This window comes from Thermodesulfobium sp., from assembly GCF_053498235.1.
The window spans coordinates 1-21194 of the sequence record NZ_JBRCUV010000038.1 but is presented as its reverse complement, the minus strand read 5'-3'; the positions used below and the strand labels follow the sequence as shown (position 1 = coordinate 21194).

At 34.7% G+C, this 21194-nt stretch carries 23 protein-coding genes; 16 read left to right on the top strand and 7 right to left on the bottom strand.

Annotation, left to right across the window (positions count from 1 at the left end):
• Nucleotides 1-27 precede the first annotated feature (27 nt).
• From ACWIUX_RS05245 to rpsO, 5 genes are read right to left on the bottom strand one after another with little or no spacing between them, the layout of a single operon-like run.
• Entirely contained in the window at nt 28-1092 is a 1065-nt protein-coding gene (locus tag ACWIUX_RS05245) for an inositol-3-phosphate synthase (protein ID WP_448589676.1), read from the bottom strand.
• 1 nt (nt 1093) lies between these two features.
• Complete coding sequence (locus tag ACWIUX_RS05240) at nt 1094-1750, bottom strand: PHP domain-containing protein (RefSeq protein ID WP_448589675.1); 657 nt, start codon at nt 1748-1750, stop codon at nt 1094-1096.
• Nucleotides 1747-2394 (bottom strand): endonuclease III domain-containing protein, encoded by a 648-nt coding sequence (locus ACWIUX_RS05235; protein ID WP_448589674.1) that lies wholly within the window; start codon nt 2392-2394, stop codon nt 1747-1749. The genes ACWIUX_RS05240 and ACWIUX_RS05235 overlap by 4 nt, the downstream gene beginning before the upstream one ends.
• Before the next feature lie 5 nt (nt 2395-2399).
• Nucleotides 2400-4565, bottom strand: coding sequence for a polyribonucleotide nucleotidyltransferase (locus ACWIUX_RS05230; RefSeq protein ID WP_448589673.1), 2166 nt, complete (start codon nt 4563-4565; stop codon nt 2400-2402).
• Nucleotides 4565-4837 carry a 30S ribosomal protein S15 gene (gene rpsO, locus ACWIUX_RS05225; RefSeq protein ID WP_448589672.1) on the bottom strand — a complete coding sequence of 91 codons (273 nt, stop codon included), beginning with the start codon at nt 4835-4837 and terminating at the stop codon, nt 4565-4567. The genes ACWIUX_RS05230 and rpsO overlap by 1 nt, the downstream gene beginning before the upstream one ends.
• Before the next feature lie 166 nt (nt 4838-5003).
• On the opposite strand from rpsO, the gene ruvX reads away from it, so the two are divergent.
• The 4 genes from ruvX to wecB are packed head-to-tail and all read left to right on the top strand — an operon-like array spanning nt 5004 to nt 8045.
• Nucleotides 5004-5402, top strand: coding sequence for a Holliday junction resolvase RuvX (gene ruvX / locus ACWIUX_RS05220; protein WP_448589671.1), 399 nt, complete (start codon nt 5004-5006; stop codon nt 5400-5402).
• Nucleotides 5399-5857 carry a deoxycytidylate deaminase gene (locus ACWIUX_RS05215; RefSeq protein ID WP_448589670.1) on the top strand — a complete coding sequence of 153 codons (459 nt, stop codon included), beginning with the start codon at nt 5399-5401 and terminating at the stop codon, nt 5855-5857. The genes ruvX and ACWIUX_RS05215 overlap by 4 nt, the downstream gene beginning before the upstream one ends.
• A 6-nt stretch (nt 5858-5863) precedes the next feature.
• Nucleotides 5864-6883, top strand: a complete 1020-nt coding sequence (locus tag ACWIUX_RS05210; protein WP_448589669.1) for a glycosyltransferase family 4 protein — start codon at nt 5864-5866, stop codon at nt 6881-6883.
• A complete protein-coding gene (gene wecB / locus ACWIUX_RS05205) occupies nt 6876-8045 on the top strand; it encodes a non-hydrolyzing UDP-N-acetylglucosamine 2-epimerase (protein WP_448589668.1) in 1170 nt (389 codons plus the stop codon). Before ACWIUX_RS05210 ends, wecB begins: the two co-directional genes overlap by 8 nt.
• Here the strand turns inward: wecB and ACWIUX_RS05200 are convergent.
• Nucleotides 8034-8675 (bottom strand): lactate utilization protein, encoded by a 642-nt coding sequence (locus ACWIUX_RS05200; RefSeq protein ID WP_448589667.1) that lies wholly within the window; start codon nt 8673-8675, stop codon nt 8034-8036. The two genes, wecB and ACWIUX_RS05200, sit on opposite strands and share 12 nt — an antisense overlap.
• Nucleotides 8676-8983: 308 nt before the next feature.
• Here ACWIUX_RS05200 and ACWIUX_RS05195 point away from each other — a divergent pair, with 308 nt between their 5' ends.
• From ACWIUX_RS05195 to ACWIUX_RS05140, 12 genes are all read left to right on the top strand, one after another.
• A complete protein-coding gene (locus ACWIUX_RS05195) occupies nt 8984-9211 on the top strand; it encodes an AtpZ/AtpI family protein (RefSeq protein ID WP_448589666.1) in 228 nt (75 codons plus the stop codon).
• Between the two features lie 6 nt (nt 9212-9217).
• Nucleotides 9218-9973, top strand: a complete 756-nt coding sequence (gene atpB, locus ACWIUX_RS05190; protein WP_448589665.1) for a F0F1 ATP synthase subunit A — start codon at nt 9218-9220, stop codon at nt 9971-9973.
• Between the two features lie 56 nt (nt 9974-10029).
• Nucleotides 10030-10281, top strand: coding sequence for an ATP synthase F0 subunit C (gene atpE / locus ACWIUX_RS05185; RefSeq protein ID WP_448589664.1), 252 nt, complete (start codon nt 10030-10032; stop codon nt 10279-10281).
• 31 nt (nt 10282-10312) lie between these two features.
• A complete protein-coding gene (atpF, locus tag ACWIUX_RS05180; RefSeq protein ID WP_448589663.1) occupies nt 10313-10798 on the top strand; it encodes a F0F1 ATP synthase subunit B in 486 nt (161 codons plus the stop codon).
• A 1-nt stretch (nt 10799) separates the two neighbouring features.
• The gene (gene atpH / locus ACWIUX_RS05175; RefSeq protein ID WP_448589662.1) at nt 10800-11342 is read left to right on the top strand and encodes an ATP synthase F1 subunit delta; all 543 of its coding nucleotides are present in this window, start codon (nt 10800-10802) and stop codon (nt 11340-11342) included.
• 17 nt (nt 11343-11359) lie between these two features.
• Nucleotides 11360-12874 carry a F0F1 ATP synthase subunit alpha gene (gene atpA / locus ACWIUX_RS05170; protein WP_448589661.1) on the top strand — a complete coding sequence of 505 codons (1515 nt, stop codon included), beginning with the start codon at nt 11360-11362 and terminating at the stop codon, nt 12872-12874.
• 1 nt (nt 12875) lies between these two features.
• Nucleotides 12876-13736: an ATP synthase F1 subunit gamma gene (atpG, locus tag ACWIUX_RS05165; RefSeq protein ID WP_448589660.1), complete on the top strand. Its 861-nt coding sequence runs from the start codon at nt 12876-12878 to the stop codon at nt 13734-13736.
• 10 nt (nt 13737-13746) lie between these two features.
• On the top strand, nt 13747-15168 hold the full coding sequence (atpD, locus tag ACWIUX_RS05160; RefSeq protein ID WP_448589659.1) for a F0F1 ATP synthase subunit beta: 1422 nt from the start codon (nt 13747-13749) through the stop codon (nt 15166-15168).
• 11 nt (nt 15169-15179) lie between these two features.
• Nucleotides 15180-15608, top strand: a complete 429-nt coding sequence (gene atpC / locus ACWIUX_RS05155; protein ID WP_448589658.1) for an ATP synthase F1 subunit epsilon — start codon at nt 15180-15182, stop codon at nt 15606-15608.
• A 56-nt stretch (nt 15609-15664) separates the two neighbouring features.
• Complete coding sequence (gene murA / locus ACWIUX_RS05150) at nt 15665-16912, top strand: UDP-N-acetylglucosamine 1-carboxyvinyltransferase (RefSeq protein WP_448589744.1); 1248 nt, start codon at nt 15665-15667, stop codon at nt 16910-16912.
• On the top strand, nt 16909-17922 hold the full coding sequence (locus ACWIUX_RS05145; RefSeq protein ID WP_448589657.1) for a phosphodiester glycosidase family protein: 1014 nt from the start codon (nt 16909-16911) through the stop codon (nt 17920-17922). The genes murA and ACWIUX_RS05145 overlap by 4 nt, the downstream gene beginning before the upstream one ends.
• Nucleotides 17923-17996: 74 nt before the next feature.
• Entirely contained in the window at nt 17997-19397 is a 1401-nt protein-coding gene (locus ACWIUX_RS05140) for a phosphoglucomutase/phosphomannomutase family protein (protein WP_448589656.1), read from the top strand.
• Between the two features lie 37 nt (nt 19398-19434).
• Here ACWIUX_RS05140 and ACWIUX_RS05135 read toward each other — a convergent pair whose 3' ends face one another.
• Complete coding sequence (locus ACWIUX_RS05135) at nt 19435-21069, bottom strand: ribonuclease J (RefSeq protein ID WP_448589743.1); 1635 nt, start codon at nt 21067-21069, stop codon at nt 19435-19437.
• Nucleotides 21070-21194: the final 125 nt, after the last annotated feature.

Below are 21194 nucleotides of genomic sequence, written 5' to 3'. Positions count from 1 at the left end.
CTTATTAGTTTTTTAACTAAAGACAGCTTATTCTCCCTTTATGAAATCTTCAAGCATTGCCCTTGCTTGTGTGTCTGGATATTGTACAGGAGGACTCTTCATCAGATATGCACATGCGCTAATTATTGGCCCTCCCAACTTTCTGTCTTTTGCTAATTTCGCTAACCTTACTGCATCAACTATTATTCCAGCTGAATTTGGAGAATCCCACACTTCTAACTTACATTCTATATTCAAAGGAACCTCCCCGAAAGCCTTACATTCCATTCTTATATATGCCCACTTTCTATCGTGTAACCATGGAATATAGTCTGAGGGACCAATATGAATATTCTCTTCTGACATCGGTTCTGGCATTAAAGAGTTTACTGCATTCGTTTTACTAATTTTTTTTGATTCTAACCTTTCTCTTTCAAGCATGTTTAAGAAATCTAAATTTCCCCCTACGTTAAGTTGAAACGTTCTCTCTATTTCAAGTCCTCTATCAAGGCAAATCTGTGTAAGAGCTCTGTGTAAAATTGTAGCTCCAAGTTGAGATTTGATGTCATCGCCGATTATCGGTAAATTTTTATCTTTGAATTTTTTTGCCCACTCTTTATTGCTTGCTATAAATACTGGAATTGCGTTAATTACGCCAAGATTTGCTTCTAGCGCACAGTCCATATAGAATTCTGTAGCTTTTTGGCTTCCTACAGGCAAGTAGTTTATTAGAATATCTGCTTTTGATTCTTTTAAAACTCTAACTACATCAACTGGTTCGGATTTTGATTCTATGATTGCCTTTGCTGCGTATTTACCTATGCCATCGTTGGTATGTCCTCTCATGACTGTTACGCCTAAATTTGGGACGTCGTGAAGTTTAATAGTGTTATTTGGTGATGCAAATATAGCTTCCGAAAGATCTTTACCAACCTTTCTTTCATCAATGTCAAAAGCGGCTACAAAACGAATATTTTCTAACTTATATGGTCCTATCTTGTCATGAATTAAACCAATAGGTTTTTTCGTTGAATTTTTGTAAAATTCAACCCCTTGTACGAGAGAAGAGGCGCAATTTCCAACCCCGACTATTGCAACTCTTATTTCTTGCATTTTATAACTCCTTTCTTTTTTGAAAACTTGCTGATATTTTATAAAAAATATTTTCTATAAAAAAATATTTTCCTACAATTTTAGCTTTACTTAAAATTTCTACCAGATTTTCTCTCGAAATTTCTGATTCTGTTTCGACATAAGAATAAGTTTTGCCAAACCCTTCTATTGAATGCGCATCACTTCCAGCTGCGACTATCTTTCTGTTCTTTGCCGCAAACTCTTCAGCGAGAAAATTTTCATAAGGTAATGACTTAGCATTAAACGATTCAATTATATCAAATTCATCTATTAGAGAAACTTTGGCAGAATTTTTTATAGCATTTCTAAAGAAGGAAAAAGGATGAGGAATATATACAAGACCCCTTTGTTCTCTAATTTGTTTTATAGTTTCAGAGGCACTTAAAAAAGGTTCTATTTCACTATCTAGAAAGAGTCCGATTATTTCACCTTCTTTAGTTAGAATTTCCTCACCTACAATTATTTTAATTTCTTTTATTTCGTTTTTCGCAATTAAGGCTCCCTTTATGGTGTTGTGATCTGTTATAGCAACTACATTTATACCGTGTAATAAAGATTTATTTCGTAGTTCTTCAATAGTAATATTCGAATCTCTTGAAAAATTAGTATGAACGTGCAAGTCAATTTTATATTTCATTTTTCTTTTGAAACTCCAACCTTTGGACAGATATCGTTTAAAATACAATTCGAACATTTAGGATTTTTTGCAGTACATATTGCTCTTCCATATTGATTTAAGGCATAAGAAAATCTAAACCAATTTTTTTCTTCAACATTTTTAGCTATCTCTTTTTCAACGATAAGCGGATCGCTTTTGTTTACAAGACCCAAGCGAAAAGCAATCCTTTTTACATGCGTATCAACAATTATAGAACTTTTGTTGAATATATAGCCTAAAATTGCATAAGCCGATTTTCTTCCAAGGCCTGGGATCTTTATTAAGTCATCGAAATTACTTGGCAGATTTGAATTAAAGTTTTCAATTACAAATTTTGCCCCCTCCTTAAGAGCTTTAGCCTTGTTATGATAAAAGCCCGTTGGATGAATTAAATTTTCTAAATCTTCTAAAGGAATTTTTCTTAAATCTTCGAAGTTTTTTATACGCTTAAATAAATCTTTTGTTACTAAATTTACTCTTTCATCTGTGCATTGGGCAGCAAGAACAATAGCAACGTAGAATTCAAAAGGGTTGCTAAAGTTTAGATTGCTTTTTATTTCAGGATAAAGCGACTGAAACCTGTTTAAAATTTCAGAATAGATGTTATTGTTATTTAAACCCATTTTAGTTATTTGTTTGTTCCCTTTTGCTTTTTTGAATATTTATCCTTTTTCAAATCTGAAAAATCTTCTGAGAGAGCCTTAATACTTAGGTTTATTTTGCCATTACTTTCAAGATCGAGAACCTTTACCGCTACCTCGTCACCTAATTTTAAAACATCTTCAACGTTCTTTACTCTTGTTTTTGAAAGTTCTGAAATATGCACTAAACCCTCTTTTCCTGGAGATATTTCAACTAGAGCTCCGAAGTTAAATATCTTAGTTACCTTACCAATATAAACTTGTCCAGGAACTATTGGCTTGACTATATTTTGTATGATTTCGATAGTCTTTTTTAACCCTTCTTTGGATGTAGAAGCTATAAAAATTTTGCCGTCTTGTTCAATACTGATTTTTGAGCCCGTGTCTTCTATGATTTTTTTTATTATTTTTCCTCCTTGCCCTATTATATCGCTTATCTTTTCAGGATTTATCTGGATCATTTCTATTCTGGGAGCATAATTTGAAAGCATTTCTCTTGGACGAGATATAGCTTGATTCATCTTTTCTATAATTATTTTTCTACCATCGCCTGCCTTTTTTATTGCTGTTGAAAGAGCACTGACAGATATTCCTGAAACTTTCACATCTAATTGGAGAGCGCTAATCCCATCTACTGTACCTGTAACCTTAAAGTCCATATCTCCTAACGCGTCTTCTAAGCCTGTGATGTCTGATAGTACAACAATTTCATCTCCTTCGTATATAAGTCCCATGGCTATCCCACCAACGTGTTTTGAGATTGGAACACCTGCATCCATAAGGGAAAGAGATGAACCACATGTAGATGCCATAGAAGAAGAGCCATTTGACTCAAGTATTTCAGAAACGACCCTTATGGTGTATGGAAAATCTGATTCTTTTGGTAAAACAGGCAATAGGGCTTTTTCTGCTAACGCACCATGTCCAATTTCTCTCCTACCTGGCCCCCTTGATGGTTTTGCCTCGCCTACACTAAAACCTGGGAAGTTATAATGATGCATGTATCTTTTTCTAATTTCATTGCTCGACTGATAGAGTGTATCTATTATTTGTGAATCTTCTTGTGTACCTAGCGTTGTAATACTAAGAGCTTGCGTTTGACCTCTAGTGAAAAGGGCTGAACCGTGTGTTCTTGGTAACAAACCTACTTGAATAGATATTGGTCTAATTTCATCCAATCCTCGACCATCTACTCTTTTTTTGTTTTTTATAACGTAATTTCTAATTATTTTTTTTAGTCTATTTTGAAAAGCTTGGCTAATTAATAATATGTTTGATTCTACGTATTCTAAACCAAATTTTTCAGATAGATTAGAGATAACTTCCTCTTTTAATTCCCTTTCTAAATTTTCAAAGTCTTGTTTTGTCTTTAAGGGAAATTTTTCTGTTATTTTGTCAGTTAAAATGGAATTTATTGCGCTAACAATATCTTCTGTAGGTTCTTGTAAATAGACTGAACTTTTGGTTGGATTTACCATTGAGATTAATTCTTTTTGGAGGTTGCATATATTTATTATTGCAGGAATAGCAAAGTTGATCGCCTCTATTATTTTATCTTCGGGGATTTCATTAAAACCTCCCTCTATCATTAAGATATTATCCTCTTTACCAACAACTACAATGTCAACGTCGCTTTGTTCGATCTGATCGATTGTGGGATTTAAAATAAATTCTTTGTTAATTCTACCTACTCTAACGGCACCTACAGGTCCATCAAAAGGAATATCTGAAATGCATAAGGCTGCACTGGAAGCAATAATGGCAAGTACATCCGCCGGGAAATTATTATCTATTGAAAGAGGAAAGGAAGAGATACAAACGTCATTTCTCAATCCCTTTGGAAATAGAGGCCTAATAGATCTATCTATAATTCTACTGTAAAGAATAGCCCTTTCACTTGGTCTTCCTTCTCTTTTAAAAAAGCCGCCTGGAAATTTTCCTGCAGCGTACATCTTTTCATCAAAATCAACTACTAGAGGCATAAAATCAATATCATTTCTAGTTTCTCTAGACATAGTTGCTGCGCTGAATACAATAGTATCTCCCGATCTTACTGTAACTGAGCCATTTGCCTGCTTTGCTAAAAGTCCTGTTTCTATGCTAATTGTTATACTATCTGCTATTTCTTTGGTAACACTAAGCACTTCATCCATTATGCAGTTTCTCTAAGACCAAGTTTACCGATCAGCTTTCTATATCTATTTACGTCTTTATTTTTTATGTAGGTTAATAGCTTTTTTCTTTGATTTACCATCTTTAAAAGACCCCGTTTTGAATGAAGATCTTTTTTGTGCTCTTTTAGATGTTCTGCAAGTTTTTCGATGCGATAAGTTAATATTGCCACTTGTACTTCTGCTGATCCAGTGTCGTTTTCGTGTAAACCAAACTCTTCTATTACCTTTTTCTTGAGCTCTTTGTCTAACATATAATCCTCCTTTAAATAATAAATCCACTATCCAAGCACTGTTTATTGCCATCTCGCAGTGCCTAGACAGGGCAAATTTGAAAACATTTATGATATATTTAGTAGTCAAATATTCAAAACTATTTTATCATAAACATGTAGCATTCTAAAAGTGAGGTTTATAAATTTGATTTTAGGAATTGATGCCGGAAGTCATAAAGTTGGTTATGCAATTTTAGATGAAAAGAATAGTGTTTTTTTAAAGGGCATAATATTGCTTAATGATTTTAGAAATGAACTTTTAAAACTTTTAAATGATTATAAAATTGAGACCATTGTTGTAGGAAGTGGAACTGGACACAAAAGAATTGTGGAATTCATAGGAGAAATTAATCCAAACTTAGAAATCGTAATAATATCTGAAAAAAATAGTTCTGTGGAAGCCAAATGGAGATATTTAAACTCATTAAAAGGATTGAAAGGTTTTTTTTATAAATTGATTGGTTATGCGGACAAACCACTTGATGATATTTCTGCTCAAATAATAGCTGAAAGATATTTAAAGGAAAGAGGAAAAAAGAAGTGAGACCTGATTGGGATTCTTATTTTATGAAAATTGCTTATCTTGTTGCTACGCGTTCAACTTGTATAAGAAGAAAAGTAGGAGCTGTTATTGTGAAGGATAAAAGAATATTGTCAACTGGCTACAATGGTGCTCCATCAGGACTTTTACACTGTCTTGACATTGGTTGTCTGAGGGACAAAATGAATATACCTTCTGGAGAACGTCAGGAACTATGTAGGGGGTTACATGCTGAGCAAAATGCGATCATCCAAGGCGCTATGTATGGAGTTAGTTTAATGGGTTCTACTATATACGTTACAAATCAACCTTGCATAACTTGTGCAAAAATGCTGATTCAAGCAGGTATTGTTAAAATAATTTATCAAGGAGATTATCCTGATACCTTTGCTTTAGAGTTGCTTAAAGAAGCTAAAGTAGATCTTATAAAATTTATTCCTAATGACAAAGAGGTGTAGTTCAATTTGTTATCTCTAATATGTTTGTTTTCCTTCTTCTTTTCACTACTGAATACAAAGTTTGTAATTTTTTTATCCGAGAAATTAAAAATTTATGATAGACCAGATAAGAGAAAAATTCATAGTGAATTAACATCTCGACTTGGTGGAGTTGGTTTTTTTATTCCTTTTGTAATCACATTAATTTTATATTCATTTTTAGTTAAAGGATTTGAAATTGCAGATTTTTTAATTTGCGTTTTACCAATTTTTTTTCTTGGATTATACGATGATCTCTTTGGAATTAATCCTATTGTGAAATTGGCAGCTCAAATCTTTGCTTCTTATATAGCCTTTAATTTAGGGTTTCATATAGATTTTATTTATTTTCCTTTTGTGGGCTATCTTTTTTTTGGGGGCATGTCATTATTTTTAACAATTTTTTGGTTAGTAGGCTTATCTAATGCGCTTAATTTAGTTGATGGTATGGATGGGTTGGCATCAGGAGTTGCTATTTTAATACTCTTATCTATGTCAATAGTTTCATACGTTTTAGATAGAGATTTCGTTTTTTTGATTTCGTTAATGCTATTATTTTCTATGATAGGCTTTTTTGTTTTCAATATAAATCCTGCCAGGATATTTATGGGAGATAGTGGGTCATTAACTGTGGGCTTTATAATTGGCTTGCTTTCCATTTCTGGATTTATGAAAGGTCTTACATTGGTAACATTATTTTCAATTGTAATTATGCTAATAATTCCAGTAGCAGACACCCTTTGGGCAATCATAAGGAGATCTATATCAGGGAAATCAATTTTCTCACCAGACAAAGGGCACTTCCATCACATGCTTTTAGAAAAGGGATGGAGTGTAAGGAAGATTAACTTTTTATTTAGGGGAATTACTGTAGCAGGGTCTTTAGTTTTCTTTTTTGTCTTTTTGCCTCAAGAATATTTCTTATTTACTGCCTCATTTTTGATATTTGGATATTTGTTTTTGTTTTTACTTGAATATATTGTTATTGGAGTGAGAAAAGGTGCATAAAGCATTGTTAATTTTTGGAACTAGACCTGAGGCCATTAAAATGGCGCCCCTTTTTTTGGAATTGAAAGACTCAAAATACTTTGATCCTGTTGTAGTTGTTACTGCACAACACAGGGAAATGCTCGACCAAGTTTTGAAGATTTTTGATATTGAGCCAGATTTTGATCTTGATATAATGAAGCCAGGTCAGAGTCTTGAAGGAATAACTATTAGGGCTCTTGAAGGTTTATGCAATATTATAAAGAGAGTTAATCCCAATATTGTTCTTGTGCAAGGAGATACAACAACCACCTATGTAGGTGCTTTAGCTGCTTTTTATTACAAAATACCAGTTGGACACGTGGAAGCAGGTTTGAGAACTTATGATAAATATAATCCGTATCCCGAAGAAATTAATAGAAAGATGACTACTTGTCTTGCGGACTTACATTTTGCACCCACTGTTACATCCTTTAATAACTTGATTAAGGAAAACGTCAAAAAGGAAGCTATTTATATTACGGGTAATACTGTTATAGATTCCTTGCTTTATGTGTCCAAAAAGGATTATTGTTTTCCACCAACTTTGAATTCAATAATGAATTCTCATTTAAGAAAGATATTGGTAACTGCTCACAGAAGAGAAAATTGGGAAGAAATGAAAAATATATTTCAAGCAATAAAAAGATTAGTTGAAAACTTTGATGATGTACATGTGATTTTTCCTGTACACATGAACCCAAAGATAAGATTTGACGCTCAAAATATTCTTGGCAACAATTCAAGGGTGTCTTTACTCGAACCTCTTGATTATGAAGCGTTTATTCACGTTATGAAAAATTCTTACCTTATACTTACTGATTCTGGTGGTGTTCAAGAAGAAGCTCCATCTCTTGGAGTGCCCGTGGTTGTTATGAGAAAAACTACAGAAAGACCTGAGGCGCTCAGAGCAAATGCGGTTATTTTAAGCGGAACTGAAGGCGAAAAAATATACAACACTGCTGCAAGACTCTTGAGCGATAAAACCTTTTATCTTTCAATGAAAAAGAAGCTCAACCCTTATGGTGACGGGAGAGCCTCTTTTAGAATTTTAAAATCACTGGAATACTTTTTTAAATTTAGTCAGGAAAGACCTGAGGAATTTAAATATAATTATGAAGATACCCTATCTTTAGAAACCTAATTGTTCGTTGATAATAAAAACGCTAAAGGGGGTAAGGGATGGTCTTTTCATTAAAATAGTGGTGATATTACATATTCTTGTAGGACCTTGGCAGTCCATACACTCTCCAGTTACGGTGCATGGATTTGGTTTATTGAGCCTTTTATTGTTGATTGGCGCTGCAATAGTTCTAATTCTTTTTCTTGCTTCTTCTTCATCCTTTACTATTTTGTTTATGCCAGATATCAATATTACTTGTTTAGGGCCAAATATCATAGAAGCAACTCTGTTTCCCACTCCATCAGTATTTATAATTTTGCCATCAAGCGTTATTGCATTAGACCCAGCTATAAATGTATCGCAAGTAAGTTGCTTTTTCCTTAGTTCTAAGACATCTTCAGGGGATAAACCTGGTTTGTTGTGATCTAAAATTATATTACCTCTTTTAGATAATATTTCTAGTATTCCAAGACTTTGTACAGTTGTTGAACCACCAACTCCGATAGTATCCTTTTCTGGGATAATTTCTAGAAGTTTTTTTATCAGCTCTTCTTTAGTATTAAAAAAGTCTGCGTTAAAATTATTTTTTCTTAGAGCCTCTACTGCTCTTTTACCTAATACCTCACCGTGCCATTTTACATTTTGGTCCATTTTTTTCTTTCCTCCATTTCAAGAAATTATTTTAAAATATTATAAAAATAATACCATCAACTTTTTTAAAAATATAATTTATTCAGAGTATTTGATTTTTTCTGTTAATTTCACGATAAATTTTTTATTTGTATAAGCTTTTTTTATTTAAAAAATTAAGACTTTTCTGACAAAGGTAGTGACATGTCAAGCTAGTGAAACTAAAATATCTATTAAATAATTTTCGAATTAGTCAATTTAAGGAAAGACTTTATTATTGACATGATAAGAAAAATCTATTAATCTATAAATGATTTTTTTAGTTAGGGGTGAAAGAAATAAAAAAAATAAAAGATGGTATGAACTTGCCCCTACATATTGTGCAATTAGGTTTTAACGTTTTAGGTACAACATTAGGAGGGTTATTATTAGGGTGGTTTTTGCAGGAGAAATTAGGTTTTGGGTTGATAGGTTTTTTGTTTGGCCTTTTATTAGGCGTTTTTTCTGGTTTGTGGATAATTTTAAAACAAATTTTAAATCAGAATGAAAGGGGGTGAAAAGAGTTGCACATTGCTGAAGAATTTATGTTGCACAAGATTATACCAATAAACATTGCAGGTTTTGACCTTAGTATTACTCAAGCAGTTTTGTGGATGTGGATAGCATCTGTTATTATGCTTCTGTACTTGTTTTATTGCAGCAGAAACATGACGGTAATACCCTCTAATAGATTGGTTACAGCGTTTGAAGTTCTTGTCGACTTTGTTAGGAAGGACCTTGTAGAGAGTTTTATGCATGGAAAAGACGTGGATAGATTCTTCCCGCTCATAGCATCTATGTTTTTCTTCATTTTTGCTTCGAATTTTATAGGGATTATTCCTGGAACTTATACTCCAACAAGTAATATCAATACAACAGCTAGTCTAGCTATATTTGTGTTTATCCTTTATAACGTCCTGGGAGTTTTTAGGAACGGTTTGATTGGATATCTAAAAAGTATTGTTGTCCCTGGTCTTCCAGCTGTGCTTGTACCTGTTGTTTTCGTTATAGAAATATTTAGCCATCTTGCAAGACCACTTTCATTAGCTGTCAGGTTGTTTGCGAATATGACTGCTGGTCACATTATTATTGGTGTTTTTGTTTATCTATGTTTAATGGCAACAGGTGCTTTTGTGGGAGGTTTTATTTTAGGAGCATTACCTTTTTTGGCATCAATCGGCATGTACTTTTTAGAAGTATTTGTCAAGTTCTTACAGGCAGTAATTTTTGCCGTTTTGACTGCTATGTATATTGCTGGTGCTGTTGCTCCTGAACATTAATCATTTATTTTTTAAATTTATAAAAATTTTATAAAAAATTCTGGAGGTGTTTTTAGATGGATGTAGTAAGCATAAATCTTGGTTTGGCTCAATTAGGTGCAGGTGTTGCTATTGGATTTGCTGCTGCAGGTGGTGGTGCAGGAATGGGTATTTTGGGTGGATACTTTTTAACTGCTCTTGCAAGACAGCCAGAACTTCTTGGACCGCTTCGTACCTATATGATTTTGGTATTGGTCTTTATCGAAGCTCAGGTTCTTTACGGCTTTGTTGTGTCTATGATCCTTCTGTTTGCTGCTCCTAAGCACTAGTATTTCATTCTTTTGAGGGAGAGCTAAAAAAATGATGAACTTTGAATTTGGTTTAGAGTTTTGGACTATTGTCTCTTTCTTAATATTCTTCTTTTTATTTGCAAAGTTTGTTGTTCCGCCAATAAATAATGCTCTTAAAGAAAGGGAAAAGGCTATTGCAGGGGCAATAGAACAAGCTCGAAAGGAAAGAGAAGAGGCAGAAAAACTCTTGCAAGAATCGAAAAAAGAGCTTGAGGAGACACGAGCTCGTTCTGCAAAGATTGTTGAAGAGGCAAGAGCCTATGCTGAAGAAGTGAAAAAAGATATAATACAAAAAGCTAAAGAAGAATCACAAAAGATTATTGATAGTGCTGCAAAAGATGTTGATAGAGCTAAGGCAGAGGTTATTGCAGAGCTAAAGGTTGAAGTTGTTAATCTCACTATTTCTCTTGCAGAGAAACTCCTTGAGAAAGAATTGGATAAAAAAGAACAATCAAAATTTGTAAAAGAATATCTAGAAAAAATAGGAAAGAATTAAAATGAGCAGTAATTACGTGCTAGCAAAGAGATATGCGAGGGCTTTTTTGTCTATTCTCAAGGAAAATAAAAGAAACCTGCAAGAAGTTGTTGACGAAACAAAGACTATACTTAAGAGTTTTAGAGAGACAGGACTTGACAAGGTGATGTTAAATCCAGTTTTAGATCTTGAAACAAAGAAGGAATTTATAAAACCTTTAAAGGACAAGATTTCAAGCGATATTTTTACTTTCCTCGAATTTCTTATTGATAAAAATAGATTTTCTTTGCTTTCTTTTGTATTACAGTCATTGGAAGAAACTCTAAATGAAGAAAGTGGAAAAATTATTGCCAATCTTGAAGTAGCTATTCCCTTAACTGATGAGTTAAAGTCGGATTTTGTAGAATATTTCAAGAAAAAGTTTAACGCCAAGACTGTAGAAATTGTTGAGTCCGTCAACGAAAAGATTATAGGCGGTTTTAGGGCGAAAATTGGAGACTATCTTATTGATGCAAGTATCAGGGGTTCCTTGGAAAAAGCCAAGAGACTTCTTTTAGCTAATTGAAGGGAGGTGTTGTTTTTTTGAAGATAAGGGCTGAGGAAATTACTGATGTAATAAAAAAGCAGTTATCTAATATAAAAGCTGAGCCAGAGTCTGCATTGGTTGGTACGATTATATCTGTTGGTGACGGGGTAGCTAGGATTTGGGGATTGAAAGATGCCATGATGTCTGAGCTCTTAGAATTTCCGAATGATGTTTATGGTATAGTATTCAACCTTGAAGAGGATTCTGTTGGCGCAATTATTTTAGGTGATGACTCGAAATTAAATGAGGGGGATACAGTTAAATCAACAGGAAGGGTTATTTCAGTTCCTGTCGGGCCAGAATTGATAGGTAGGGTGGTCGATGCCTTAGGAAGACCACTTGATGGAAAAGGACCCATAAATGCAAAGAAGTTTAGAGTTATAGAAAGGGTTGCACCAGGTGTTATCACCAGACAATCGGTAAACCAACCCGTGCAAACAGGTATTAAGGCTATTGATGGTATGATTCCTATTGGTAGGGGCCAGAGAGAGCTTATAATTGGTGATAGACAGACTGGTAAGACTGCAATATGTGTTGACACGATCCTCAATCAAAAGGGTCAGGATATGATATGTATTTATGTCGCAATTGGTCAAAAGGCTTCAACTGTTGCGACTATTATCAAGACACTAGAAGATAACGGAGCAATGGACTATACGATTGTTGTAGTAGCAAATGCTTCTGATGCAGCAGCTCTTCAGTATATTGCCCCATTTAGCGGTTGTGCCATGGGCGAGGAGTTTATGGAGCAAGGTAAAGATGCGTTAATAGTTTACGACGACCTTTCGAAGCATGCTTGGGCTTACAGGCAGGTTTCGCTGCTTTTAAGAAGACCACCAGGGCGTGAAGCTTATCCTGGCGACGTTTTTTATTTGCATTCTAGACTTCTTGAAAGAGCTGCAAAACTCAATAAAAACTATGGAGGTGGTAGCTTAACCGCTCTACCTATTATTGAAACTCAAGCAGGAGACGTTACGGCCTATATTCCAACTAACGTTATTTCAATTACCGATGGTCAAATATACCTTGAGCCGGAACTTTTCTACGCTGGTATCAGGCCTGCTATAAACGTAGGTCTTTCTGTATCTCGTGTAGGTGGTTCAGCTCAGACAAAAGCAATGAAGCAAGTTGCAGGAAGACTAAGACTTGAGTTAGCACAATATCGTGAACTGGCTGCATTTGCTCAGTTTGCTTCTGATCTTGACCCAGCTACAAAACAGGTTTTGACTCGTGGAGAGAAACTTGTAGAGCTTTTGAAACAGCCTCAATACTTAACCTTCCCCCTTTGGAAGGAAGTTTGTTCAATTTTCTCAGGGGTTCGTGGATTCCTAGATGATATTAATACCGAGGATATCCAAAGATTTGAAAAGGAACTCCTATCTTATATTGAAGCTCATAATCAGGACATAATTGAAGCAATAACAAAGGAAAAAGTAATTTCAAAGGAAACCGAAGAAAAACTTGAAAAAACAATTAAAGAATTTAAAGCACTTTTTGTAGGCGGTAAATAAAATGCGCCCTAATGATGTAAAGAGAAAGATAAAGGCTGTTCAAAATATTCAAAAAATTACTAAAGCAATGAAATCAGTAGCTGCGGTTAAGGCAAGAAAAGCTGAAGAGAGAGTTAAAAAAGTTAAAGATTATTCAAGAGAGATGTTTGAGCTGACAAAGAGGCTTTCAAGCGAAATTGCTGGTTTTAAGCATCCACTTTTGGAAAAAAGGGAAGTTAAAACTGTAGGTATCCTTGTTGTGACTTCTGACAGGGGGCTTTGTGGATCTTTTAATGCAAACATTCTCAAGGAAACTCTTAAGCTTTATCAAAAATATAAATCCGAAGGCAAAGAAGTCAGACTTTTTGCTGTAGGTAGAAAGGCTAAGCAATTCCTCGAACGAAGATTTCCAGTGGTAATTGCTAGCTTTACTAAATTACCTCAACCCCCAACTCAAGCAGAAGCTTCATTGATAGCGTCTGAAATTACAAAGTACTTTTCTGATGGGACCATAGACGCTCTAAAAGTCCTTTACTATAACTATAAATCAATGGCTAAATATTCAATTGTTGAGGAAGAGGTATTGCCATTACTCCATATTCAAGAGAAGTCAGAACCTAAAGCAACTTATATTTTTGAGCCAGAGGAAGATGTGGTAGCTTCATACCTTTTGGAAAGAGGTTTAATGGCAGAGATTTTAAGAGTAATTCTTGAAACTGCAGCTGCAGAGCAGGCTGCAAGAATGCAAGCTATGTCTCAAGCATCAGAGAATGCACAAGATCTAATTAGGCAACTTACGCTTGCTTTCAATAAAGCGCGTCAAGCAATAATTACCCGTGAGCTGAGTGAAATTGTAGGAACCACTACAGCTCTCGGTTCTTAGGAGGTGGACATTGGCGAACGTTGGTAAGGTTGTACAAATTTTAGGAACAGTAGTGGATATAGAATTTGAGCCGGGAAAGATACCCGCACTTTTGAATGCCCTTAAAATACAGGGGAAGAACCAATATGGACAGGAATTTAATATTACCTTAGAAGTGATGCAGCAATTAGGAGATAATAGGGTAAGAGCTATTGCAATGTCTTCTACTGATGGTCTAGTGAGGGGAACAGAAGTTATTGATACAGGTGCTCCAATTATGATTCCTGTAGGTAATGAGACTCTTGGTAGGATATTCAACGTTTTGGGAGATACAGTTGACGATGGTCCAAAGGTTGAAGCGAAGAACTTCTCACCGCTGCATAAGGCCCCTCCAAGCCTTAAGGATATCAACCCTGTACCTCAACAGCTGGAAACAGGTATTAAAGTAATAGACCTTTTAGTACCATTTCCAAGGGGTGGTAAAATAGGCTTGTTTGGTGGCGCAGGGGTTGGCAAGACAGTTATCTTGATGGAGTTAATTAGGAATATTGCAGCAGAACATGGTGGGAAATCTGTTTTTGCAGGTGTTGGAGAGAGGACACGTGAAGGTAACGACCTTTATCACGAAATGAAGGCATCTGGCGTTATTGATAAAACTGTAATGGTTTTTGGACAGATGAATGAGTTACCTGGCGCTCGTATGAGAGTTGGAATAACTGGGCTTACAATGGCAGAATACTTTAGGGATGTAGATAAGGCAGACGTTTTGTTATTCATAGACAACATATTTAGATTTGTTCAAGCTGCTTCCGAGGTATCCACGCTTTTAGGAAGGCTACCTTCTGCTGTAGGTTATCAGCCTACTTTGGGTACAGACGTTGGAAGCTTGCAAGAACGTATTGTAACTACAAAGGATGGTTCAATTACATCTGTTCAAGCTGTTTATGTGCCAGCTGATGACTTGACTGACCCGGCACCCGCAACAACGTTTGCTCACCTTGATGGTACTGTTGTTTTGTCAAGGCCTCTAGCGGAGCTTGGAATTTATCCTGCTGTGGATCCCCTCGATTCAACATCCCGTATACTTGATCCGAGGGTAGTTGGTGAGGAACACTATCAAGTAGCCCGTGGAGTTCAAAAGGTATTGCAAAAGTATAAAGATCTTCAAGATATCATTGCTATTCTTGGAATGGAAGAGCTTTCAGAGGATGATAAACTGACAGTTGCTAGAGCAAGAAAGATTCAGAGATTTTTATCTCAACCGTTCTTCGTTGCAGAAGCGTTTACAGGGATGAATGGTAAGTATGTAAAGCGTGAAGATACTATTAGAGGCTTTAAAGAGATCCTTGATGGGAATTGTGATGAATTACCAGAACAAGCATTTTATATGGTTGGAACAATTGAAGAAGCTCGTGAGAAGGCAGCGTCTATGCAAGCATCACAAGCTAGTTAGGGGTGAATTAAATGAGACTGTTGATTTTAACCCCGGAAGGCGTTGTTGTTGACGAGGAAGTAACTTTTGTCTCAGCAATGGGAGAAGAAGGTTCACTTGGTATTATGCCTAGACATGCACCCCTTGTTACTACTTTGAAGGTAGATGTGTTAGAATTTGTTAAAGAGAATTCCGACAGGGAGGTAGTTGCTGCTATTGGGGGAATTCTCGAAGTTAAAGATAATAAGATCTTGGTTTTGTCTGATGCTGCGGAGCTTGCTGTAGATATAGACGAACTGAGGGCGAAAGAAGCTGAGAAAAGAGCTAGAGCAAGGTTAACCATGAAGACAGAAGAGGTTGATGTTAAAAGAGCAGAGGCTGCACTTGCTAGAGCTCTTGCAAGGCTTAAGGCAATTGAGTTGTTGAACAGAAGAAGCGGAAGTAGGAAAAGAGGTGCTTAAGGAGTATTTTAGAAATAAACAATTGTAATGGGAATTTCCCAAAGCAATACTATAAGATCTTCGGTGGTAAATCTTTATTTGGTTCTGTAAAAGTTAGTGGTTCTAAAAATGGGTCGCTGCCTGTTATGGCGGCGACTCTATTATTTAATTCACCTGTTTTTTTGTCGAACGTCCCATATTTGTTGGACGTAGATACAATGGCCAAAATAATTTCTAGTCTTGGAGGAAGAGTCGAATTTAAGGGCAACTCACAAGTATTAATTGATCCTTCAAATGTATCGAGTTATGAACCCCCCTTAGAGCCAGTTATAGCTATGAGGGCATCCTTTTTAGTAGCAGGAGCACTATTAGCAAGATTTGGTAAAGCAAAGGTGGCTCTTCCAGGAGGTTGTGCTATCGGTTCAAGACCAGTAGATATACACCTGAAAGGTTTTGAAATGCTAGGTGCAAAAAGGTCAATTGAGCACGGATTTGTAAATTTGGAATGTGAAAAATTAAAGGGTGCAAATATTTATTTGCCTTATCCTAGTGTTGGTGCAACTGAAAATTTAATTATGGCATCTGTCTTTGCTGAGGGAATGACGGTTATTGATAATGCTGCAAAAGAACCAGAAATAGTGGGTCTTTCTGATTTCTTAAATCTATGTGGTGCAAAAATTAAAGGGGCTGGTTCAAGAACTATAGAAATTGAAGGGGTAAGATCTCTTCATTCTATTGATAACTACACGATAATTCCTGATCGTATTGAAGCTGGTACTTTGATGCTTGCTGGAGCAATTACGAAAGGTGATATCTTCTTAGAGAAAATAAGTTGTGACTTTTTAGAATCAGTCATAGAAAAGATGACCGAAGCGGGTATTGAAGTATTACCTGAAAAAAACGGTATAAGAGTTAGATGTAAGTCTAGGCCAAAACCAGTAACTATAAAAACTTCTCCACATCCTGGCTTTCCCACAGACATGCAAGCTCAATTTATGGCACTTTTATCAGTTGGTGACGGTACCTCAGTTATAACAGAGATGGTATTCGAAAATAGATACTTACATGCAGAGGAGCTTAATAGGTTGGGAGCAGATATTAGAATAGATGGAAGAACTGCAGTTGTTGTTGGAGTTGATCACTTATCTGGTGCGCCAGTAAGGGCTCTTGATTTAAGGGCAGGTGCTGCGCTTGTAATTGCAGGGTTAGTAGCTGAAGGAGAAACGAGAGTTTTTGGACTTTCTCATTTAAATCGTGGTTATGAAAATTTGGAGTTTAAACTAAAGAATCTCGGTGCATCCATTTCTAAAGAGGTTTTGTCTTGATCAAATATTCAAAATCCTTCTTTTGTATAATTTCCCTATGTTTTTTGTTATTTTTTTCTTCAAATTCTTGTAATGCTTATACATTTAGCAAATATGATATAAATCAGGCACATTTGTATGTATTTAAATTTAATCCAAAAGAAGTTAGATTGGTACCATATCATAGCGAATATCCTATTGAGGCAAGAGATGTTATTAATTACTATAATCCATTTATATTAATAAATGGTACATTTTTTTATTCCAACAAGCTTTTAGGTGCCTTATACATGCACGGTGAGCCCCTATCCTATATGGGTGACAAAAGGGCAACTTTTTATTATTACAAGAATAATATGGCAAGTATAAACTATTTAAAATACAAGGTAAGACTTGATGTCTGCACTTCGGCATCCAGGTGTAAGGTTTTATATCTTGATGGTTTAAATAGACCCCAAAACTACTATGAAAATATATTATACACAAACGGCTACTCTAGGCCGGTAACGCCTACTTCTGGCATTCTATTAAGAATAAATAAAGATGGAACATTTGAATATTTATATACGAGAAGTGCAATACCATCCCCCGGAGAATATATATTGTTAGCTAATCATGATTTGGATATATTAAACAACCTTGAGCCCTCAGACAGAATTAAAGTAAGCATTGAACCTGAAATAAGTAGTAATGTTGACTTTTATATTTCTGGTGGGCCGATGCTTTTATTAAATGGTCAAGACGTTGTCTTTCAATCATGCAAAGAGGAATACATAGCAAGCGACATAAAGATTGGCGATCGTATGAGAACAGGTTTAGGGATTGATGCGTCTTCTAATATTTATGTTTTTGCTGTTTCGTATCCAGGATGTACTTTAAACGAACTTGCAAAAGCATTAAAAAATCTAAACTTAAAGGATGCCATGCTTTTGGATGGCGGTTTTTCTTCTATTTTATACGCAAAAGGTGAGTTTTTGGTTGGAAGCTATGCTAGAGCCAATATTTCTTATTTAATGTTTTTTAATAATTAATGTGTATTATAATTAATAATAATATTATTAAGTATTCTTTAAATTTCACATCCTAAGGTATAGAGGGGTAGCAAATGAATATAAAATTTGGCACTGATGGTTGGAGAGCAAAAATTGCTGAGGGATACACCTTTGAAAATCTTGAGAAAGTTTCTCTTGCATTGGCTATTACCTTAGAAGAAGAGAACCCATCAAATAAGACTTGTGTTATTGGCTATGATACGAGATTTTTTTCTGAAGAGTTTGCTATGCATGTTGCCGAAGTTTTATCAAGTGTTGGGTTTGATGTAATAATTTCTGATAATTTTATACCAACGCCCACACTTGCATTTTCTGTTAAAGATATTGGATGTGCTGTTGGGATAATGATAACTGCAAGTCACAATCCTTATAATTACAATGGTTTTAAAATAAAACAAAGTTTTGGCGGTTCGGCTTCTGAGGAATTTACTTCCAAAGTTGAGTTTAATCTTGAAAAAATAAAAAATTATAATTTTAGCAAAGAAAAAAAGAAAATTAGAGTTCGTAACCTTTTCGAAAATTATAAAAACTCTTTGCTAAAATTTGTTGATACAAACGCTATTAAGGAAGCAAATATTAGAGTTGCAGTGGATTGCATGAACGGTGCTGGCTCAGGGTATTTAACAAAACTTCTTTCAGAACTTAATGTAGAAGTATTTCCCGTAAGGAATGAGAAGGATCCATACTTTAAGGGATCAAGACCAGAACCAATCCCTCAACTTTTAGGCCCTCTTTCGTATACAGTTTTTTCTAATTCCCTAAATTTAGGTACGGCTCTTGATGGTGATGGGGATAGGGTAGCATCTTGTGATACTTTGGGTACTGTTTTTACTTCTCAGCAAACTTATGCATTGTTGCTCCACCATCTGATTGAAAACAGAAAATTGAGAGGAAAAGTTTTAAAGAATTTTGCTGTGAGCGTGTTAATTGATAAACTAAGTAAATTATACAGTATAGACTGTGAAATTTTACCTGTTGGTTTTAAATATATTTGTTCTAAAATGATAAGCGAAGCAAACGTTTTAATGGGGGGAGAAGAAAGCGGTGGATTTGGTTTTCGTGGGCATATTCCTGATAGAGACGGCTTTTTATCTTCTCTGTATTTAATAGAATCAGTTGTTATGACGAAAAAATCTTTGATGGAACAGCTTGATGAAATATATGACAAAGTAGGCTTTTTTGAATATGACAGGTATGATCTAAAATTAGAAACATCAGTTGACGAAGTAAAAAAGAAAATCAAAGATCTAATCGAAAATCCAAAAAAGAAAATCAACGATAAGACAGTATATAAGATTTCTACGATTGACGGAATTAAATACATTTTAGAAGATGAAAGCTGGCTTTTGATAAGGCCATCAGGAACCGAACCAGTAGTTAGGATTTATGCTGAGGGGAAAAGCATACACGAAGCTAAAGCTTTAATAAAGTTTGGTAAAAAGCTTTTCCAATGAAATCAATTCAAATAAATTAATTATTTTCTATATTTATTTATCGTTCATTAAGCGACATAGCGTGGACAAAGACGGCAGGATATTTCCTATACTGGGCGAACACAAGATCTTTTATTGAGTTAGAAATTTTGTCTTCAAGTTTTTCAGTGTTTTCTATCTTTTGACTTTTTAAAAAGAAAGAGTATATAGCTGATTCTATTTCCTTTTGAAGCATATTTTCATGGCTATTTAAACCTATTGTTTTTATTTTCGGCGAATTTAATATTTTGAATTTTTCTGAATCAAAGATTAGAGATATTAAAATTAATCCATCTTCGGAAATTCTCTTCCTTTCTAAAAAAGAACTCTTATTGAATTCAATTATCTCTGAACCACTTGCAATCATATTTCTAATGGGAATTTCGTCAACTATCTTAACTTCTCCATTGTTTAATTCAACTACTGTACCATTTTTTGCTAATATAATATTTTCTGTTGAATAATTGAGGTTTTGTGCTAAGTCAGAAAAGTGTTTCATATGTCTAAATTCACCGTGAAAGGGTAATAAATTTTTTGGTTTTACTAAATTTATGAGAAGTTTTATATCTTCTTTTGAACCATGACCCGACACGTGTACTTTATAATTTGGTTCATATAAAACTTCAGCTCCTAGTTTAAAGAGTTTATTTATTGTCTTGTTAACTAAGGTTTCGTTACCTGGAATTGGCGATGCTGAAATAATTACAGTATCGTTCGGGAAGATCTTAACATCTTTGTGGTTATTGTTAGCTATTCTCGTTAAGACTGAAAGCGGTTCTCCCTGGCTACCAGTTGTGATTATAACAGTTTTTTCGAGTGGATGATTTTTTAGTTCGTGTTGTTTTAAAAGATATTCTTCTGGGAAAGATAAATAACCCAATTCTTTTGCAATCAAGACAGTGTTTACCATACTTTTTCCGAGTATACAAAACTTCCTGTTAAAAGCAATCGAGGCGTTAATTGCCTGTTGTATTCTGTGAATATTTGAAGCAAATGTTGTAAGGATAATCCTACCATTCACTTTCCTAAAAACGTCATAGAACTTTTCTCCTACTACCTTTTCCGATGGTGTAAAGCCTTCTCTTTCTACGTTTGTGATGTCAAGCATTAAGAGGTCAATGCCCTTTGAGCTAATTGAAACTAATTTATTGTATTCTGTGATTTTTTTATCAATGGGAGTTTGATCGAATTTGAAATCTCCAGAATGAATTATTGTTCCGTGTGGAGTATGAATTGCATATCCAACTCCATCAGGAATACTGTGATTGACATGAAATGACTCTACAAACATATCGTCAACAAAGATAATCTCATTTGAATTGATTTCATGAAATACAATATCTTTTGAAGATATTTTGTAGTCTTTTAATTTTGCTCTAACCATTCCTAGAGTCAACTTTGTACCATAAATAGGTATATTTATTTTTTTTAATAAAAAAGGGATCGCTCCAATGTGGTCTTCGTGTCCGTGTGTAATAAAAAGTGCCTTTACTTTATTCCATTTATCAATTACATATTGGAAATCGGCTGTTAAAAGGGAAGATTCAAAACTCGGATCGGGAAATTTTATTCCACAATCAAGTATGATAAGCGATCTTTCACTTTCAATAAGCGTCATGTTTCTACCAATTTCTTCAATTCCACCTAGAGGTATAATCTTGATGGGTGAACTTCTTTTAGAAAAATTAAAAATAGATATCCTCCTATTAAATTTTAACTATTATGATATAATATTTTAAAATAAGTTAATTTATTATAGCATTTAGAGTTGTTGTAGAG

Bases quoted from the DNA above. Each gene is read 5' to 3' on its own strand.
- atpF (WP_448589663.1), top strand. From the start codon at position 10,313: ATGATGAACTTTGAATTTGGTTTAGAGTTTTGGACTATTGTCTCTTTC.
- ACWIUX_RS05240 (WP_448589675.1), bottom strand. From the start codon at position 1,750: ATGAAATATAAAATTGACTTGCACGTTCATACTAATTTTTCAAGAGAT.
- ACWIUX_RS05245 (WP_448589676.1), bottom strand. From the start codon at position 1,092: ATGCAAGAAATAAGAGTTGCAATAGTCGGGGTTGGAAATTGCGCCTCT.
- ACWIUX_RS05200 (WP_448589667.1), bottom strand. From the start codon at position 8,675: ATGGACCAAAATGTAAAATGGCACGGTGAGGTATTAGGTAAAAGAGCA.
- ACWIUX_RS05230 (WP_448589673.1), bottom strand. From the start codon at position 4,565: ATGGATGAAGTGCTTAGTGTTACCAAAGAAATAGCAGATAGTATAACA.
- atpE (WP_448589664.1), top strand. From the start codon at position 10,030: ATGGATGTAGTAAGCATAAATCTTGGTTTGGCTCAATTAGGTGCAGGT.
- ACWIUX_RS05235 (WP_448589674.1), bottom strand. From the start codon at position 2,394: ATGGGTTTAAATAACAATAACATCTATTCTGAAATTTTAAACAGGTTT.
- atpH (WP_448589662.1), top strand. From the start codon at position 10,800: ATGAGCAGTAATTACGTGCTAGCAAAGAGATATGCGAGGGCTTTTTTG.
- rpsO (WP_448589672.1), bottom strand. From the start codon at position 4,837: ATGTTAGACAAAGAGCTCAAGAAAAAGGTAATAGAAGAGTTTGGTTTA.
- ACWIUX_RS05140 (WP_448589656.1), top strand. From the start codon at position 17,997: ATGAATATAAAATTTGGCACTGATGGTTGGAGAGCAAAAATTGCTGAG.
- atpG (WP_448589660.1), top strand. From the start codon at position 12,876: ATGCGCCCTAATGATGTAAAGAGAAAGATAAAGGCTGTTCAAAATATT.
- atpC (WP_448589658.1), top strand. From the start codon at position 15,180: ATGAGACTGTTGATTTTAACCCCGGAAGGCGTTGTTGTTGACGAGGAA.